Here is a 17,713-nt window from a genome sequence, read left to right as displayed (position 1 = left end):
ATGTTTGTTTTTGAGAGTAGAAGACGTAGCTCATAGTGGAAGGCATAGCAAGGTCGCGAGACAGATCGTAAATGGAAAAAGGTTTAGGAGTGAAAAACTATACGTGTACAAGAGATTATACTAGAAGAGGGCAAAAGATACATTTTAATAGATGAAAAAGGAATTCCTGTAATCCCAGTGGTGAAGTACCTCAAATATTTAGATTTCACAGGAAAAAGCAGCAATACACAGAAAACGTACTGTTATGCATTAAAACAGTATTTCTCTTATTTACAAGAGACAGAGAAGGATTATAGAGAAATACGATTAGAAGACTTGGCAGATTTTGTGGGATGGTTGCAAAATCCTTATGGGAGTAAGAGGATAACATCACTTGTTCCCGTGAAAACAAAGAAAACAGAGAGAACAGTGAACCTGACGGTCACCGCTGTCACAAACTTCTATGACTATTTGTATCGTAATGAAGAGTTATCACAAGATATGGGTGAAAAGTTAATGCGTCAGTTTTTTACAGGTGGGCGAACACGTTACAAGAGCTTTCTTCACCATGTCAATAAAGACAAATCATCTATAAGGAATGTGTTAAAGGTCAAAGAACCACGCAAGAGGATACAAATACTTACAAAGGAACAGGTACAGCAAACCTTAGTAGCTACCACAAATATAAGGGATACATTCCTAATTCAGCTTTTATTTGAAACGGGGTTGCGGATTGGAGAAGCACTTTCCCTATTTCTAGAGGACTTCCAATTTGATTATGGAAAAGGGCATCGTATTCGCTTGACGGACCGTGGAGAATTGGAAAACGGAGCGAAACTAAAAACAGGCGAACGAGAGATTTTTGTATCACAAGCCCTCATGGATTTATACGATGACTATCTGTATGAGGTCATTGATGAACTGAATATCGATACAAACTTTGTATTTGTAAAGTTACGTGGTGAGAACAAAGGCAAACCCATGACGTACAGCGATGTGGAAGCCATGTTTAAACGATTACGACAGAAAACAAGAATTAATGTTCACCCTCATCTGTTCCGCCACACACACGCAACGATGTACTATCAGGAAACAAAAGACATCAAACAAGTACAGGAACGCCTGGGGCATTCACAAATCCAAACAACGATGAACCTGTACCTTCATCCCTCGGACGAAGAAATCCGTAAGGATTGGGAAAAGGCACAGGGTGCATTTCAAATACAACAACAGAATGGCGGGACAGAATGAAACAAAAACAGCAGATCAACATAGAACAATTAGGATTTCATGAAAAATTGCAGCATGAGTTATCAAGATACCCTATGAAGACGGTACAAGATAATGGTTCCGTTACAGTTCGGTATATCAAGGACCCCTACTTCTTGGTCAATGACACTTGGAATGCCAACTTTTTTGAAGTCATTCCACAGTTTAAGATAACAGTGCCTTTTAATAATAGCGGGAGTCAGAATGTGGGTTTTAAAATCAACAGCCCGACTGTCAACCTGGAAGTAAAATATGTATGGTATCAGAAGCTGTTCAACGATGCATGGGTGTTAAGCAGTGCTTTTGGCGTAGAAGCAAGAATGATGCGCAAGCTAACAAGATTTCTCAACGAGAAATACTCTTCCCTTCACTCCCTATTAGATTTGAACATTGAAAAGACGGAACGGGAATGGTGGTTTTGGTTACAGGAGCAAGGAGCTTCAATACAGCGAATATCACGTAGATCATCATATCGTGAATACACTACTAAATCACCCCTAGCAACCTTTTTGCGAAAGATTTATTTATCTTTCTTTGTACTGACAGATACCCGTGAAGAGTGGGAGAAAGAACGATGGGATGTACGAGTATTACATGATAAATATGGAGTTGCTTATAACAAAAGTAAGCCTGATTATTACATTGATTTCACCAAAGTTGAACAAGGTAAAATGCGTGAGCAAATAAAAAAATACTTCAAACAACGTATTCTGAGCAAAAATAAATTTTCTTGGGGCACAGCTCAAAATTATCTACTATACTTTTCGAGGTTCGTATCGTTTATATTTTCGTTAGAACCTTCATGGACAGATTTAAAGAGATTGAATCGTTCACATATAGAGCAATACATTCTATGGATACATGAATACGCTAAGAACAATTTAAAGCAAAAAAATGCGCATCCTGAAAAATATATAAACTATGGCTTGGTAGTTATAGGAAAGATTCTTACAGATATCCAGCGATATGAATATGATATCGCCCCAGAAACAGATGTGCGATTGCTACTCTTTTCAGAAGATAAACCGAAGCTAAAAAAGAAGTCAGTTGACCAGATTGATTACATTCCTGACTTTGTGTTGGAACAACTTTTCACATACATCAACGATTTACATAAAGAAGTCATTCCTGTCGTATGGGTGGCTTTTAAAACAGGATTACGAATTTCGGATGTATTAGAGCTTACCTCTGATTGTTTAAAACAGTTAAATGGCAAATATTCCATTGTTACGGATATTGAGAAAACTTATGTAAACGGGCATCGAATTCCAATTGACGACGAATTGGCAAATATCTTAGCGGTTCTTATTCAACACTCCAAAGAGAACAGCAATCAAGACAATAATCCTGACGGATTTATTTTCGTTCGCTATCGTGGTTCCCGTAAGGGAATGCCATTTATTCAGTCCTGGATTCGAAATAAACTAAATATCTTGGCAAAACAAAAAAACATTGTGGATGAGCAAGGAAATCTCTTTTATTTTACGAATCACCAATTCCGTCATACCTACGCAGTAAAAATGCTGAACGGTGGTGCGGATATTTTGACGGTACAGGAATTGTTAGCCCACGCCTCTCCTGAAATGACTTTACGGTATGCTAAACTATTGGACAACACGAAGCGAAAAGCATTTGAATCTGTCATCAGTCAAGGAGTATTTAGCTTTGACTTGAATGGCGAGATGCAGGAGATAAAAGCAGGCGAAGATATCCCAGCAGACATCCTGCAAGCTCTCTGGCAGGATCATAAGTTGAATGCGATGGATAATCCCTACGGGACATGCCATGCGCGTTTGAAAGGAAATTGCCCACATATGGAAGCCCCTCCTTGCCTCACTTGCAACGGAGGCAGCCCATGCAAGGACTTGGCAATTGGATTTTCAGAATACGATGTTCAAAAATATGAACTTCATGTAAAAACCACAAACAAATCCATTGAAGTGGCAAAACAATATGGTCGGGATGATGTGGTAAAAAAACAAAAGGAAAATTTACAACGTTACCATGGTATTTTAAACAATATCCGTGAGGGTAATATTATCTTTGGCAGACAGGACCGCATGAAGAGAAAGGCAGGTGTGAGAAATGGCCAATTATAACCGAAAAGAACAGTTAAAAGCACTACATGCATCAAGAAAGGCCATTACCGCTAAGAAAGTCGATGAAGCTATTCAAAGACTCATACGAGCCTCTGATCCTATCAATTTTAATAGTGTAGCAAGCGAAGCTGGCATAGCAAAAGCAACGTTATACAACAATCAGGAGCTACGCGGAAGAATTGAATCCTTACGGAAACAACAAGCACAAGCGCCTACTTTGAAGCAAATCAAACGTGAGTTGAATGAAAACAGCAAAGATGCCATCATAGATTCTTTAAAACGTCGCATCAAGAAATTGGAAGGAGCAAATAAGGAATTGCGTGAGCAATTAAAAGTTGCGTACGCCGATGTATACAAACAGATATAAGGGGTACCGCCACACATCCATCAACTTAAAGTATATTTTTTTACAAAATGCGATCTTTCCATTTAGTTTTTTTATTATCTTTTATAGATGTTATAAAAGTAGGCATATCAAATAAACCCTGACGGATTTCATTTTTTTTACTATGCTACTTTATGAGTAGAAGTGGCATACTCATAAACAACACCCAAAATATCAAAAACTGTCTTTTTCTCGTATCGATGAGATTTTCGTCCGTTGTACTGTAGGAGGTTAAACAGACGAAGAAGAACTTTTGATAGCTCTTGGGTGTTTTTGTGTAATGCTTGGTGAAAAAGTAAAAAATAATCTTTAATTATGTACATCGCTTTATATTCACTTAACTCTTTCTGTTTCTTACGTAGCAGGAGTTCTCTCATTTTAAACATAGTAGAAGAGCATAATAGGATACTAATGAGTTGTCCATAAAGGTGACATTCTAAGCGCTCTTGTTTAATAGATTTACAACGATGAATTTGAAACCAAGATTTCCATATTTTAAACAACAGCTCAATTTGCCAGCGTAGTGAATATAAATCATAGATTTTCTCTTTTGGTACCCATTCCGTAGGAATGTTTGTCATATATACATTGATACCACTGAGTCGTTTACTACGAGGAGAATACTTCATTCCTTTCTTTTTTTCTCTTACAGCTTGATCTTGTAATCGTTTTTGTTGCTGTTGTTTTGTTAATCGATGGACAATTACACGAGCTGACACTTTATCAATCATTCCTACATAAGCATTAGCTATTTCCCATGTTTGTCCTGGCTGAAGGGAGTTCATTACCGTCTCCATATCTAACTGTATATACTCTGTACCTTTCTTAATTCTTCCATCTTGAAAATAATCAGGGTTAGGATTTTTTTGATAAATACGTGTATTCGACTTGATACGAGAAATATAGTAGGCCTCTTGATCTTGTATATATTGAAGGTCTTTTAAATGAAAATAACCTAAATCTCGGATACATAAATCATTCGCTGCCACAGTTGGGGCACACAGAGAGCCGTAAGTGCGATCATGTTGTTTACCTGGACCTGTATGAATATGTAGGAACTGTCCGCTTAACAAATCATACTCAAGCTGAATTTTTATCCCAGCTGTATGGCTGCATCCTCCTGCACCTGGATAAACCGATGAAAATACATCCGGGAGTTGAAATGCAGTTGAATCTAAGATACGAATACGCTTGAAAATAGAAGTATATGGAGAAGAAATTAGCTTAGCTGAAGATAACTTTTGGTTTAGAAGTTTGGCTAAAACTTGTTGTAGAAACTGGACGGCTGCGGCGTTAAATCTTTGATTTAGTCCTTCAGGACTGATGAGTACTTCTGTTGATACTTCTAAACAACTACATAACTGGGTTAAGGAAGTTTTTGCTACACTTTGGCTTAGCCATACGCATAAAGCTACTAACTCTTGTGCTTGATACTTACTTGTTCGCTGTACAAATCCAACATCTCTAGCTAGATTCTGTAAGGTATTTGGGGATAAAAGACTCTTTATCTCCTGTGCAAATAATTGTAAGTCGTCAGATACAGAATTAGACATACAAAAAACGCCATCCTTTCCTATAATTCTACAGTAAGAATAACGTCTTTTTTGCTTAATGAATAGTGTGAAACCTTAGCTTTATGGTAATGTGACCGTACCTCATGTAGTCACAGTTTTTATTTGTATTAAGACATTCGAAATGATTTGCCACGTAAAGCTGCTATGTAGCAAATAATAACTACTAAGCATAGGCTAACCATCACCAAATACAATTGTGGTGCAAAATGGATAATCAACCAGCCACCAAGCACTGGGCCTAAGAAGCCACCTAAGTTTTGAAATTGCATAAAACCAAGATATGTTGCTTTTTGATGCGCGGGTGCAATCATTTCGACTATAGCACTCGTCATTGGGAAAACAAAAATTTCACCAAGTGAGAACACAACCATACCGACAATAAAAAGTGTCCAATTATCAGCGAAGTGGAAGATTAACATACCAAGTGCTAATAGTCCGCCCCCGAAAATAAGACTTGTTTTGATTGCTACTTTTTCGCTTAAAATGCCGAGTGGCAATTGAAGAATTACGATTGTTGCAGCATTAATCACAATTAGAACTGAATATAATGCTACTCCGTCTGCCATAGTTAAATTAAGCAATTGTGGCATTGTTGCCTCTGTTTGCATATATACGAAATTGCAAATAACACTCGCAATAATGAGCAACATAAGTGTGCTATCTTGTAAAAGAACACGCATCAAGTCGCCAATATCTTGCGTAACATTGACCGTATTCTGCTCCTCTATACGTCGTAAAGTGATGACTAAGAAAATCGCATACAATAAGTACATCGTTGCAGTAATAAGGAATGGAAAACTTATTGATGATGCTTTTGAAATGACAATACCGAGCAAAAGGCCGATCACAGCTGATAAATTGATGGCAGTATATCGAATTGAAAATAGGCGACGACGCCTATCTTCGTCAGTATAGTCAATCATCAAAGCTTGTGAAGCTGGTTCAAAAAATGCACGACAGATACCGTTGAGAGCATTGCATAGAACGAATATCCAAACAGAGTTTGCGAATGCAAAGCCATAAAAGACTATACTCCAACAGAACATCGATATGATGATAATTTTTTTTCGGCCAAACCGGTCAGTAAAGAAACCACCGAAGAAGCCACCAAATGTCGCAGTCAATTGTGAAATACCGACTGCTAAACCAATCATAATTGGTGAGGCATGTAAATCATTTTGTAAATAAAGTGCTAAAAATGGTATCGTCATAAAGCTAGCTGTGCGGGCGAAGGTCGTACCACCGAGCAGCTGCCAGACGAGGGGGTGAAAATAATCCATAATAAAAACCTCCTGTATTAACATGCGTTTGCTTATGCTAGTATGAAGTGTGGAGTTAGTCTATAGTCAAGAGGAGTTTTTAACTTGGAGAGAAAAAACCTTAAAACCTTAAGTACAGGAGAATTTGCTAGTTATTTTGGGGTGAAAAAAGACACCTTGTTTTATTATGATAGAATCAATCTTTTTAAACCTGCCGGTAAACTTCCCAATGGTTATCGATATTATACCTACGATCAAATTAATACATTCTCAACACTCCAATCTCTTCGGAAAGTGGGAGTTTCGATTGAGGAACTAAAAGAATATCTTAATTCTCCCAACACTTACAAACTTGTTGAAATGGCAAAACAGCAGACAGTTCTGGTGGAAGAAGAAATTGAGAAATTAATTCAAATTCGTCGTTTCTTTAAGGGTATTATTTCAATGGAAGAAGAAAGAAAAAACGTTGAAGTTGGGAAGGTTTATATCCAAAAGACACAGAAAAAATCTATTTTCTTAAGCGATGTAAATTCGAAAAATAGCATGACCGATTTCGATTGGGTAAAACATTTTAGCAAGCAAATAGGCTTGTTTGTTCCTGCTCCTATTGGATCTGTGATAACAAGAGAGAGCCTGATTCAAGAAAGATATGAGGAGGTAGATCACTTATTTTGTTATAGTGATTTAGAAACAGGTCAATCAAAACCAGGAGGAATTTATGTCATATATTATCACCAAGGATCTTATAAAGATATTGAATCCGCATACCACAATATCACGGAATTTATCAAATCAGAGGGCTATGTTATTGAAGGAAATGCCTATGAAGATTACTTCTACAATCCATTAAGAACTAATAATAAGGAGGAATATCTTACTAAAATTAGTATACAGGTAACAAAGTGTTTAAAGAGTTAAAGCTATAATGTTATCTTTGTTTAGTAAAAATTAAAAATAGGAAAAACAATTGCAGCGAGTACTTTTAAAAAAAGTGATAAAAAGAGAATCGAACTTTATGTTTAGTAGGGCATCCCCCATCATCAAGTTGAAATTTTAAAATACCCCCAAAACGAGAAAATTGTACGTTTTAATCTGGAGACGTCAATTTTCTCATTTTCGGGTATTTGCTTTTCTTAGCTTGATGGTGATGTGGCGGTACCCCGAATAGAGTAAACATCAAGTAACTCTAAAATATACAATAAAAATAGTAGGTGGGGAATATTTGACGCTTACACGAAAAGCATTTTCCCTATCGCCATCAAGTTAAAAAACTAATTATCCCACAAAACAAAAAATCGAGTTGAATTCACATAAATAACTGTAGAGAGATAAAAATTTGGTTCTGGGGGTACTATAAAATTTTAGCTTGATGGGCATGTGGCGGGCCCCCTATATGTGAAATTTCTAGTTTAATGCAACAATTAAATCAATTTTTTTGATTAATTAAATTTAACCACCCCCTAACATATTATATATGTCTAATATGTTAGGGGATTGATTTAATAATATTTTTTGAAATTAGGTCTTGATAATAATAATTTGGAGTTTTTAGCTCCCTACATATTTCAAGGAAATATAAGGATTAATTTCCCTGTTTTCCTTCCCTCTCTCTATGCTCTTTTTCATCTGATGCATACCGACGACATCATTTGTATGAAGGTGAATTTCATTAACATATAAACCTTCGTTGCAGAAAGCTTCTACGAAATCTAACCCACTTTTTTCTCCCCATCCCATATTAAAATCAAGGGAAAGAATATTTACATCATAATCCCGAACCATTTGCAAAGCACATTCTACTGTAGTGGCGAGTACATACCCGTATGGACAACTTCTTTGATCATCCATATATACATTCATGTTCTATCCCCTCTCTATTTTGTATACGTGACCAGCATGTAACATATTGCTCCAAGACTAATAAAAGGACCAAACGGAATTTGGCTCCTCATTTTCATACGTTTTAATACTATACCAGCTCCAAAGAAACAAAGACTAAAGCAAGATGCTAAAAATAAAATCATAAAAACCCCTTTCAGTCCCACTATAAATCCAAGCAGCGAAAGTAATTTTATATCCCCTCCACCAAGCCCTTCTGGATATATCTTTTGCATGCAATATAACAAAATGAATATAACGCCACTACCAACTATACTATCTGTCCAAGTGACTAACGGTACAAAAATACATTCTAAAATAAGCAAAAGCGCAAACCAAATTAAAATACGATTAGGTATTAGCATATATACTAAATCTGTAACTGAAATAATTAGAAGTAACGAAAAAAGCGATAAAATGATGATGAGCTCTCTTTCCATTCCAATTACATATACAGTAAGAAAAAATAAACTGCCTGTAACAAATTCAAATACTATGTACAAACTTGAGATTTTGCTCTTACAATTCGTACAACGCCCTTTTTGTATACAAAATGAAATGATTGGAATAAGTTCTTTCGGCTGTAACGTATACTTGCAGTAATGACAGTACGAACGCGGTGTAATAATAGATTCCCCTACTGGAACTCTCATCGCAATCACCATAAAAAAAGAACCAAACACCATACCTATTAACAATGCATATAAATAAGTGAACATCCCTTCCTCTCCTTTCCAAAAGAACATAACAAAAAAAGGAGAGAACTTCTACTTCATATTATCTTTATTCTATTAAAAAAGCAGGCCGTTTTCCGGCCTGCTTTCCCCTATTTTATACGATGAAATATACTGCTTTTAACGGCCCATGTACTCCGACAACAAGATTCATTTCAATATCCGCAGAGTTACTTGGTCCTGTAATAAAGTTAATACAAGATGCGACTGCTTCACCTTTTTCCACACGTGAGTTCATATGTTGAACTGCCTGTGTAATACGCGGTACAAGTGTTTCACGTGGAATAATAGCAAAGTATACAGTCGGTAAAAAGTGTAAAGAACGCCCTTGTCCTTTATGACTTTGTACAACAATCGTACCAGATTCAGCTAAAGTATAATCACTAAATGCAATACCGATATTCGCTTTTTCCGCTATACGCATATTCTCTTCTTTTTTCTCAGGATCCCATACATTTACCTCAACATTTTGCTTTGGAAGCTCTTCTTTAAATAAAGAAGTCAATCCATAGGAATCAAAACGTTCATCTGCTGATAATATAATAGGTCCTCCGCCGTTTTCAACGATTACTTTTTGAATATCTTCACGTAAGCGGTCGTTTGTCGTTTCCACAACAGTTGTATGAATGTTTGTACATTGCTTTTTAAATACTTCTAACAATTCTTCTTGTGAATAATCTTTTAACGTTTCTACATTCACATTACTTTTCCATGCTGGACGTTCTACGCCTTCTGTTTTACGCGCGCGCCCAAGTTCTTTTGCGATATTATCTAGAAAGGACTCACGGTTTTGAATTAATCCTGTCATTATTTGTCCCCGCCTTTCTTATGATCTTTATACCAATCACGGAATCGTTCTTTACTTGGAGCTGGGAATTCACGAATATCCGTCCAGTTTTTAAGTGGTCCAACACCTTTTGATACACGGTTACCAGATGTAAATGGACTCATTGCTGCCGGTGCCATTTTCGATCCCATTTTATATAAAGCTGCTGAAGAAGCACCCATACTAAACATTTTCATTGCTAATTTTTCTGCAAGTGGGGCACGACCTTCTTGCTCAACGATGACTTGACGATGTTTTAATAATAAATCATGTAATGGAATTTTTACTGGACAAGCTTCTGTACATGCTCCGCATAAACTAGATGCATAAGGAAGCTCTTTGTAATCGTCATACCCACCTAAAAGTGGTGTTAATACCGCACCGATTGGTCCTGAATAAATAGATCCATACGAATGTCCACCAACGTGACGATATACGGGACATACGTTAACACAAGCGGCACAACGAATACATTGCAATATTGAACGGAATTCCGATCCAAGAATTTGAGAGCGGCCATTATCAACAACGACTAAATGAAACTCTTCTGGTCCATCTACCTCTTCCTCTTGAATTGGTCCTGCTACTGTTACATAACTTGTTAATTTTTGACCTACCGCACTACGACATAGTAAACCAACTAAAACATCTAATTCTTCCATTGTCGGAACCATACGTTCCATACCCATTACTGCAATTTGTGTTTTCGGAATCGACATGACAAGATCGGCATTACCTTCGTTCGTCACTAAACAAAGAGAGCCAGTATTTGCAACAGCGAAGTTACAACCTGTCACACCAATTTCTGCATCCATAAATTTCTCACGAAGTTGTTTACGAACAAACTTTGTCATTTCGTATGGATCATCAGAATTTTCATATCCAAGTTTTTCTTTAAATACATCACGAATTTGCGTTCTGTTTTTATGAAGTGCAGGCGCAATAATATGTGATGGTGGATCGTTATCTACTTGCAAGATATACTCTCCCAAGTCACTCTCTAACACTTCACAACCAATCTCTTCAAGGGCATGATTCATACTAATTTCTTCAGTTACCATTGATTTTGATTTTACAACTTTCTTCGCTTGTTTCTTTTTTGCAACGTCTTGAATATACTTTGCTGCATCCTCTTTCGTTTTCGCAAAGTAAACGTGACCGCCTCTTTTTGATACATTTTCACTTAACTGCATTAAATAATAATCAAGATTTTCTAACGTATGTTGACGAATTTGTTCACCTAGTTCACGCCACTCTTCCCAGTTTCCCAACTCGTCAGCTGCTTTTAATCGATTTGTATATAAACGCGTTTGTGCAGAAGATACCGCTCCGCGCATAAACGAATCTTGAATTCCATCGCCAACGCGATCATTAAATTTTTTCTCACTGATTTTCATAGACATAGCTTATGTTCCCCCTTCATGAGCGACTATTCAAGACCTCAGCAATATGCATTACTTTTACTTCTTTTCCTAAACGCTCAATACGTCCGCCAATGTTTAACAAACACCCACAATCTGCACCGATTAAATAATCAGCACCTGTTTCCATTACACTATCTACTTTTTCATCTACCATTTGCTCAGAAATTGGAGTCATCTTAACTGAAAACGTTCCCCCAAACCCACAACAATTTTGCACGTTCGGCAGTTCTCTCACAATTAATCCTTTTACGCTTGATAATAAAATTCCTGGTGCCTCTTTTACTCCAAGCAGGCGTGTCATATGACAAGATTTATGAATAGTAGCTATCCCTGGTAAACTTGCACCAACATCTGTAACTTTTAAAACATCTACAATAAATTGTGTAAATTCATATGTTTTATCAGCAACCTTTTGTGCACGTTTAGCCCACTTCGGATCATCTTTAAAAACATGCGGATACTCATGAAACATTGTCGCACAAGATCCAGATGGCGTAACGATATATTCTGCATCTTCGAAAGTTTCAATCATATGTTTCATCGCTTCTTTTGCTGCTTCTACATGGCCGCTATTATAAGCAGGCTGACCACAACAAACTTGTGCTTCTGGAAATTCAATTTCACAACCTAAACGCTCCAATACTTCAACTGTTGCTTTACCGACGTTTGTTTCAAACATATCGACTAAACAAGTAACAAATAAAGTAACTTTCATAACTATAATTCCCCCTCATTACAACTCCGCTAAAAATCATATGGTCATCAGATGACTAAGATTAGAAGAAGTAGGCTCAACCATGGCCTATCCTCTCCCTCTTCTAAAGAAAACGCTTACTTAATCTCTCTCTATTTTATCAGAAAATTAGATTTTTAAAAGATTAAATTACGAATTTATATCGCTTTTACCTGTGACAATATGTTCTACATTTGTTAAATGATCTAGCATCGCTTGCTGCGCTAATTCCACATCTTGCTTTAACACCGCATCATATATAGATTGATGCTCTTCTAAAAGTCGTTCTGATGTTGTTTGTTCACCATATAAAATAATGCGTCTTGATTCACCAATCGTTTCAGCAATCATCTCTGAAACATGATTCATGAGCTCAAGCAAGATGTTATTATGCGAAGATTCTGCAATTCCCATGTGAAAATGAAAGTCTGCTTTTTCGCCAGCCTTCTCATCTCCAATGCTCTTTGCCATTTCATCTAACCACTGCTTCATATTTTGCAAATTAGCTTCCGTACGTTTTGCCGCTGCCGCTCGAACTGCCCCCACTTCGAGCACCTTCCGTACTTCTAATAAATTCAAAATATCCTCTTTCTTCATTAATAACTTGTTATTTAGTGATTTTGTTAATGAAGAAGGATCGAAATTCCTTACATATGTACCTTCTCCTTGTTTCATTTCAATTAAGCCCATTGCTCTTAGCGCACTTAGCGCTTCACGAACAGCAGATCTGCCAACTTGAAACTGCTCAGCTAATTGATGAACAGGAAGTAGTTTGTCACCAGGTTTTAACGTACCATTTTTAATCATTGTTAAAATAGCTTCAGATACTTCTTCGTAAATTTTTTTCGGTTTAATAGATTTGTACTCCAGTTAAATCACCTCAGTATCTTCCAAACAACAATTGTAACGTTTTATAAGAACTTAGCATCCATAACTATTTTAGAACGAATTAGTAAGAAGTACAAATGTTTTGTTCATAAAATAGTCAAATTTTTGATATTTGTTTGATATTAATTAATACATTTACGCGTAACTATTTACCTTCAATATGAAGAGCATATTCCAAAAGTTAGAATATGCTCTCCTCATCTTGTGCTTTTAATTTAATACTAACTGTCGTGCCCTTACCTTTTTCACTTTCTATTCTCCACTCACCGTCATGTATATGAACAATTTGCCTTACAATTGCAAGACCTAAACCTGTTCCACCGTGTTGACGACTTCTCGCTTTATCTACTCGGTAAAAACGTTCCCCCAGATTTTCTAAATGCTCTCTATCAATACCTATTCCTGTATCTTTTATGTGCAATTCACAATAATCATCGATTTGCTTTAATGTTATTATGATATCCCCGTTTTGATTTGTATAACGTATCGCATTATCTAATACATTATGAAGTACTTGTTGCATACGATCCTCATCAATCATCACGATAATTTCAGGATTTAAATTCGTTGAAATACGAAGTTTTTTTTCTACAAACTGCAACTCGTACGTATTTAGTACATCTTCAATAAGCTGTGAAAAAACGATAGGTTGTTTCTTTAAGGGAAAGTGTTCACCTTCTAGCTGCGCTAGGTCTAATAAATCATGAACGAGGCGCTGCATGCGACCTGCTTCTTTATGAATAAGTTGCGTTACTTTTTCCTGCTGCGGTCCCTTCGCTACACCGTCTAAAATAGCTTCACTATATCCTTTAATATAACTAAGCGGTGTTCTAAGTTCATGCGAAACATTAGCTAAAAATTCCTTACGCTTTACATCTTCTGTTTCTAAGGAATTTGCCATTTTATTAAAGGCTTTTCCCAATCGTCCAATTTCATCTTCTGAAGAAATTGTAATCCGCTCTGAGAAATCTCCAGTAGCCAAATGATTTGCAACTCGTTCCATTTGCGAAAGCGGTCTCGTAATGGCGATAATAATTTTTCTACCAATCCATATTGTAATTAAAATCATTGCAAGTGCTAACGGCGCTAAAATAAGACCCATATCAAATATTAAGTCTTTTATACTTTTTAAAGGAATATAAGAGTATACAATACCAACTAATTTTTTATTATCTAAAACAGGGATGACAACACCCATAATATTACGATCAAAATGTTCTTCATACCCTATCTTTGTCACTGTTTTCCCATCTAATAGCGCCTGTCTATCCCCTTCACTTATAAGAGAATGATGGTGAACATCAAAAGGCAAACATGCGCTTAAATCACGCGGATTGTATACGAAAAGGACATCTGAACTAGATATTTGATCATATGCCCTTACTTTCTCTTCAAAAGTGGATACTCCTTCACGTTTATCATATTGCGTGGCAAGACGTTTCCCTTCCATTACTAATGAATCTTTTAAATTATCAACGTATAACTTTTCATATGAGTATAAAGATACAAAATAAAGAAAGGAAACTGTTACACATACTGCACATACTACTGTAAGCCAAAGCTTTTGTACCATCGTAAACATACGTTACACCTCAAATTTATAACCTACACCCCAAACGGTTTGAATGTAGTTTCCACTTTCTCCTAGCTTTAGACGCATCGTTTTCACATGCGTATCTACCGTTCTTGTACTTCCTGCATAATCATATCCCCACACCTTTTCAAGCAATTGTTCCCGGCTAAATACTTGTCCATTATGTTGACAAAGAAAATATAGTAAATCGAACTCTTTTACCGTAAGAGGAATCGTCTCACCATTCGTCTCGACCCTCCTACTTTTTTCATTAATAAGAATCGGTCCAAATTGAATCTCTTCTTGCTGTTCTTGCTTTGTATATCGTCTTAAAACAGCTTCCATACGAGCAATTAGTTCCCCAGGACTAAATGGCTTTACAATATAATCATCTGCTCCCATACGTAAGCCGTTCACCCTATTCCACTCTTCACCTTTTGCTGTTAAAAATATAATAGGTACATCCGACGTTTTTCGAATCTCTTTACAAACTGAAAGCCCATCCATCTCAGGCATCATAATATCTAGTACAACGAAATCGTAATGTTCCGTCTCTAATTTTCGAAGTGCCTCTTTTCCATTTTCAGCTTCTCCCCACTCGTATCCGAAGTTATCTAAGTACATTCCGACAAGTTGCCTCATATCACTTTCGTCATCTACGACTAGCACGTTATATTTACTCATTGTCCTTCCCCTTCTCTCTCTATGAGTTGAAACGGTCCTTTTCCGACTTTAATTGTTTGTTTTATTTTCATATTCTTCATATCCATTACGCATACTTCATCGCTATCATAACTAGCTACATATCCTTCTGCACCGCTTTTCAAAAATGCAAATGGATTAGACCCTACTTCTGCAAATCCTACCTCTTGATACGTACTTGCATCAAACTTTCTAAGCGTATTTGAACCGTGACTTAGCGCATATACATACTTATCATCCTTTGTTATATTCACAGGCATAAACGGAGCATGTAAAGAACGCATCATCTCTCCGCTCTGTAAAGAATACACTAATACTTTCTCATTCACTTGACTTCCATCACCATGTCCACCAATCCATATTTCTTTCCCATCAGCACTAACCGTTGCTCCTGTTGATGCTGGTGGAATCATAAAGGACTGTATCACTTCTTTTTTCTTTGTATCAATGGTCGTTAGTTTCGTATCATAAAAGTTGAGTACAGATAACTGGTTATGATGCTCTACCATCGTTATCGGCCCTTTTCCTGTTGAAACACTCCCTGTCTCTTTTCCTTTTATCGTAAAGAACCTTACCTTTTGTTCATTTTGATCGGCAGCAAATAATTGTGTTCCATCATCTGATGCGATAACATTAGCAATTCCTTTTCCAATCTTATACTTGTCCACTTGTCTTCCTTCTGCTAATGAATATACATACATATATTCTAATTGCTTACCATAAACAAGTATTTCCTCGCCATTTGGAAGTAGCGTAACCCCCGCAATCGGCTCATTTAATTCCCATGTTGTTAATAGATTCTTTGTTTTTTTATCAATAAAACTAATACTACCTTCCTTTATATTCGTTGTTATAATAACACTTTTATCTTTAGCAATCGGTGTATACGAACTTCCTTGACACCCTACTAATAGAAATAAAAAACAGAGAAGAAAAACATATTTTCTCAAAAGATTCCCTCCATCTTCGGATGATTTCGTTATAATTGTAAAATAACAAATAAATGTGTGGAAAATGTGAAATCTTCCTTTATTAATAAAGTGAAACTTTAATCAGTGGGGGTTTTCTTCATCCCCCACTGATTATTAGTTGAACCAATCGGGCTTTTATGGGCAGTTGATCCCCCATCTAACTTCTTTGCTTTCGCTGAATTTTGAGGTGGGGGTCTTACTGCCCATTAATGCGGGATAAACTTACATATATAATGTACAACAAATAGAATTTGAGGTGTGTAAATTATGCTTTTTCCTGATTTAGCGAATAAAATTGTACGTGAAGTACGCAGATTAATTACTGAAAACATTATTATTATTAATATACAAGGCGTTATTATCGCAAGTACAGATGCGGAAAGAATCGGTCAATTTCATGAAGGTGCACTCCGCTGTGCGAAACAAAAGAAAACTGTCATTATTACAAAAGATGATGAACGACGACTGCAAGGTGTAAAAGCTGGGATGAACCTTCCTTTACTATTCCATGACGAAGTAATCGGTGTGATTGGAATTACAGGAGAACCTGAAAATATTTCACAATACGGAGAAATATTACGTAAGATGACCGAATTATTAATTCATGAAAACTACTTTTTAGAACAACTAGAACTTGAGCACCGTTCTTATGAAGCATTTGTCTTTGATTGGCTTCAAAGTACAGACTGGTCTCCAAGTTTTCTCGATCGTGCAAAAACGCTTGGCATTGATTTATATAAGAAGAAACAACTTATTTTATTATCAATCGCCCAAGATAATACGATGCTCCAGCGTAAAATTTGGCAACATATGCGCAACATTTTAGCAAAAGAAAATTTATTTGTTCGCTGGGGAAATGATCGGTTTATTTTGTTTACAACAATCCAATCCAAAGAGCAAACCTTTCAATTTTTAAAACGGTTAAAACAAGACTGTGAAACTTTATTTTCTATTACTTTATATATCGGGATTGGACAAACAGTTACGCCAAGCAATATGAACTTATCGTACGAACAAGCATTACGCGCCCTTTCAGTATCACTTGAAACGAAAAAAATTGTATTTAATGAAGATTTACGTTTAGAAATGTGCTTACAAGATATTTCTACTGAAACTCGAGAACAGTTTCTAGAGCGTACCATTGAAAACTTAGTATCATCTCCTGAGCTTATGCACACTTTACGTTTATTTATCGATTATAACCAATCTTATAAACAGACAGCTGAGCAATTACATATACACATTAACACATTGCATTACAGGCTAAAAAAGATTGAAGAACATACAGGACTTGACCCGAAACAATTCAAAGATTTAAATATTTTATACTTCGCACTCCTCTTATTAGATAATCATACAAAAAATAACGATAAAACAGATTAATCTTTAGGTGATTGCACATAGAAAGAATCCTCCAAC

At 36.3% G+C, this 17,713-nt stretch carries 16 protein-coding genes; 5 read left to right on the top strand and 11 right to left on the bottom strand.

The features are described from left to right. Nucleotides 1-99 precede the first annotated feature (99 nt). From MKY90_RS06655 to MKY90_RS06645, 3 genes are read left to right on the top strand one after another with little or no spacing between them, the layout of a single operon-like run. The gene (locus MKY90_RS06655; protein ID WP_033733851.1) at nt 100-1,230 is read left to right on the top strand and encodes a tyrosine-type recombinase/integrase; all 1,131 of its coding nucleotides are present in this window, start codon (nt 100-102) and stop codon (nt 1,228-1,230) included. Next, on the top strand, nt 1,227-3,347 hold the full coding sequence (locus MKY90_RS06650) for a tyrosine-type recombinase/integrase (protein WP_341090869.1): 2,121 nt from the start codon (nt 1,227-1,229) through the stop codon (nt 3,345-3,347). Before MKY90_RS06655 ends, MKY90_RS06650 begins: the two co-directional genes overlap by 4 nt. Next, nucleotides 3,334-3,714 (top strand): DUF6262 family protein, encoded by a 381-nt coding sequence (locus MKY90_RS06645; protein WP_033733853.1) that lies wholly within the window; start codon nt 3,334-3,336, stop codon nt 3,712-3,714. The genes MKY90_RS06650 and MKY90_RS06645 overlap by 14 nt, the downstream gene beginning before the upstream one ends. A 140-nt stretch (nt 3,715-3,854) precedes the next feature. On the opposite strand, the gene MKY90_RS06640 is transcribed toward MKY90_RS06645, so the two are convergent. Further along, nucleotides 3,855-5,285 (bottom strand): IS4 family transposase, encoded by a 1,431-nt coding sequence (locus MKY90_RS06640; protein ID WP_041868016.1) that lies wholly within the window; start codon nt 5,283-5,285, stop codon nt 3,855-3,857. A 128-nt stretch (nt 5,286-5,413) separates the two neighbouring features. Then, nucleotides 5,414-6,586, bottom strand: a complete 1,173-nt coding sequence (locus MKY90_RS06635) for an MDR family MFS transporter (RefSeq protein WP_000384374.1) — start codon at nt 6,584-6,586, stop codon at nt 5,414-5,416. Nucleotides 6,587-6,670: 84 nt separating this feature from the next. Between MKY90_RS06635 and MKY90_RS06630 the strand changes: the two genes are divergently transcribed. Continuing rightward, nucleotides 6,671-7,483 (top strand): MerR family transcriptional regulator, encoded by an 813-nt coding sequence (locus MKY90_RS06630; RefSeq protein WP_000440177.1) that lies wholly within the window; start codon nt 6,671-6,673, stop codon nt 7,481-7,483. Nucleotides 7,484-8,113: 630 nt separating this feature from the next. Here MKY90_RS06630 and MKY90_RS06625 read toward each other — a convergent pair. The 9 genes from MKY90_RS06625 to MKY90_RS06585 all read right to left on the bottom strand — a co-directional run bounded on the left by MKY90_RS06625 (nt 8,114) and on the right by MKY90_RS06585 (nt 16,273). Next, nucleotides 8,114-8,425 carry a cyclic-phosphate processing receiver domain-containing protein gene (locus MKY90_RS06625; RefSeq protein ID WP_341090864.1) on the bottom strand — a complete coding sequence of 104 codons (312 nt, stop codon included), beginning with the start codon at nt 8,423-8,425 and terminating at the stop codon, nt 8,114-8,116. Between the two features lie 14 nt (nt 8,426-8,439). Next, nucleotides 8,440-9,162, bottom strand: a complete 723-nt coding sequence (locus MKY90_RS06620; RefSeq protein WP_341090862.1) for a prepilin peptidase — start codon at nt 9,160-9,162, stop codon at nt 8,440-8,442. A 112-nt stretch (nt 9,163-9,274) separates the two neighbouring features. Next, the gene (locus MKY90_RS06615; protein ID WP_002126142.1) at nt 9,275-9,985 is read right to left on the bottom strand and encodes a LutC/YkgG family protein; all 711 of its coding nucleotides are present in this window, start codon (nt 9,983-9,985) and stop codon (nt 9,275-9,277) included. Next, nucleotides 9,985-11,406: a LutB/LldF family L-lactate oxidation iron-sulfur protein gene (locus tag MKY90_RS06610; protein WP_002011586.1), complete on the bottom strand. Its 1,422-nt coding sequence runs from the start codon at nt 11,404-11,406 to the stop codon at nt 9,985-9,987. Before MKY90_RS06610 ends, MKY90_RS06615 begins: the two co-directional genes overlap by 1 nt. Nucleotides 11,407-11,422: 16 nt before the next feature. Next, complete coding sequence (locus tag MKY90_RS06605) at nt 11,423-12,142, bottom strand: (Fe-S)-binding protein (RefSeq protein ID WP_002011587.1); 720 nt, start codon at nt 12,140-12,142, stop codon at nt 11,423-11,425. Nucleotides 12,143-12,310: 168 nt separating this feature from the next. After that, nucleotides 12,311-13,000, bottom strand: a complete 690-nt coding sequence (locus MKY90_RS06600; protein WP_201053587.1) for a FadR/GntR family transcriptional regulator — start codon at nt 12,998-13,000, stop codon at nt 12,311-12,313. Between the two features lie 229 nt (nt 13,001-13,229). After that, a complete protein-coding gene (locus tag MKY90_RS06595) occupies nt 13,230-14,630 on the bottom strand; it encodes a sensor histidine kinase (RefSeq protein WP_061675908.1) in 1,401 nt (466 codons plus the stop codon). Between the two features lie 3 nt (nt 14,631-14,633). Further along, on the bottom strand, nt 14,634-15,305 hold the full coding sequence (locus MKY90_RS06590; protein ID WP_061688809.1) for a response regulator transcription factor: 672 nt from the start codon (nt 15,303-15,305) through the stop codon (nt 14,634-14,636). Then, a complete protein-coding gene (locus tag MKY90_RS06585; protein ID WP_341090860.1) occupies nt 15,302-16,273 on the bottom strand; it encodes a YncE family protein in 972 nt (323 codons plus the stop codon). Before MKY90_RS06585 ends, MKY90_RS06590 begins: the two co-directional genes overlap by 4 nt. A gap of 288 nt (nt 16,274-16,561) precedes the next feature. Between MKY90_RS06585 and MKY90_RS06580 the strand changes: the two genes are divergently transcribed. Next, entirely contained in the window at nt 16,562-17,677 is a 1,116-nt protein-coding gene (locus tag MKY90_RS06580; RefSeq protein ID WP_063217412.1) for a CdaR family transcriptional regulator, read from the top strand. Nucleotides 17,678-17,713 lie beyond the last annotated feature (36 nt).

Source organism: Bacillus sp. FSL P2-0099 (assembly GCF_038007445.1).
GTDB classification, from domain to species: domain Bacteria; phylum Bacillota; class Bacilli; order Bacillales; family Bacillaceae_G; genus Bacillus_A; species Bacillus_A mycoides.
The sequence above is the reverse complement of the archived record's forward strand: the minus strand, read 5'-3'. Positions and strand labels throughout refer to the sequence as shown.

What these genes read in the sequence shown, in the direction of transcription:
- MKY90_RS06650 (WP_341090869.1), top strand. Translation starts at nt 1,227, where the DNA reads ATGAAACAAAAACAGCAGATCAACATAGAACAATTAGGATTTCATGAA.
- MKY90_RS06645 (WP_033733853.1), top strand. Translation starts at nt 3,334, where the DNA reads ATGGCCAATTATAACCGAAAAGAACAGTTAAAAGCACTACATGCATCA.
- MKY90_RS06640 (WP_041868016.1), bottom strand. Translation starts at nt 5,285, where the DNA reads ATGTCTAATTCTGTATCTGACGACTTACAATTATTTGCACAGGAGATA.
- MKY90_RS06635 (WP_000384374.1), bottom strand. Translation starts at nt 6,586, where the DNA reads ATGGATTATTTTCACCCCCTCGTCTGGCAGCTGCTCGGTGGTACGACC.
- MKY90_RS06625 (WP_341090864.1), bottom strand. Translation starts at nt 8,425, where the DNA reads ATGAATGTATATATGGATGATCAAAGAAGTTGTCCATACGGGTATGTA.
- MKY90_RS06620 (WP_341090862.1), bottom strand. Translation starts at nt 9,162, where the DNA reads ATGTTCACTTATTTATATGCATTGTTAATAGGTATGGTGTTTGGTTCT.
- MKY90_RS06615 (WP_002126142.1), bottom strand. Translation starts at nt 9,985, where the DNA reads ATGACAGGATTAATTCAAAACCGTGAGTCCTTTCTAGATAATATCGCA.
- MKY90_RS06610 (WP_002011586.1), bottom strand. Translation starts at nt 11,406, where the DNA reads ATGTCTATGAAAATCAGTGAGAAAAAATTTAATGATCGCGTTGGCGAT.
- MKY90_RS06605 (WP_002011587.1), bottom strand. Translation starts at nt 12,142, where the DNA reads ATGAAAGTTACTTTATTTGTTACTTGTTTAGTCGATATGTTTGAAACA.
- MKY90_RS06595 (WP_061675908.1), bottom strand. Translation starts at nt 14,630, where the DNA reads ATGTTTACGATGGTACAAAAGCTTTGGCTTACAGTAGTATGTGCAGTA.
- MKY90_RS06590 (WP_061688809.1), bottom strand. Translation starts at nt 15,305, where the DNA reads ATGAGTAAATATAACGTGCTAGTCGTAGATGACGAAAGTGATATGAGG.
- MKY90_RS06580 (WP_063217412.1), top strand. Translation starts at nt 16,562, where the DNA reads ATGCTTTTTCCTGATTTAGCGAATAAAATTGTACGTGAAGTACGCAGA.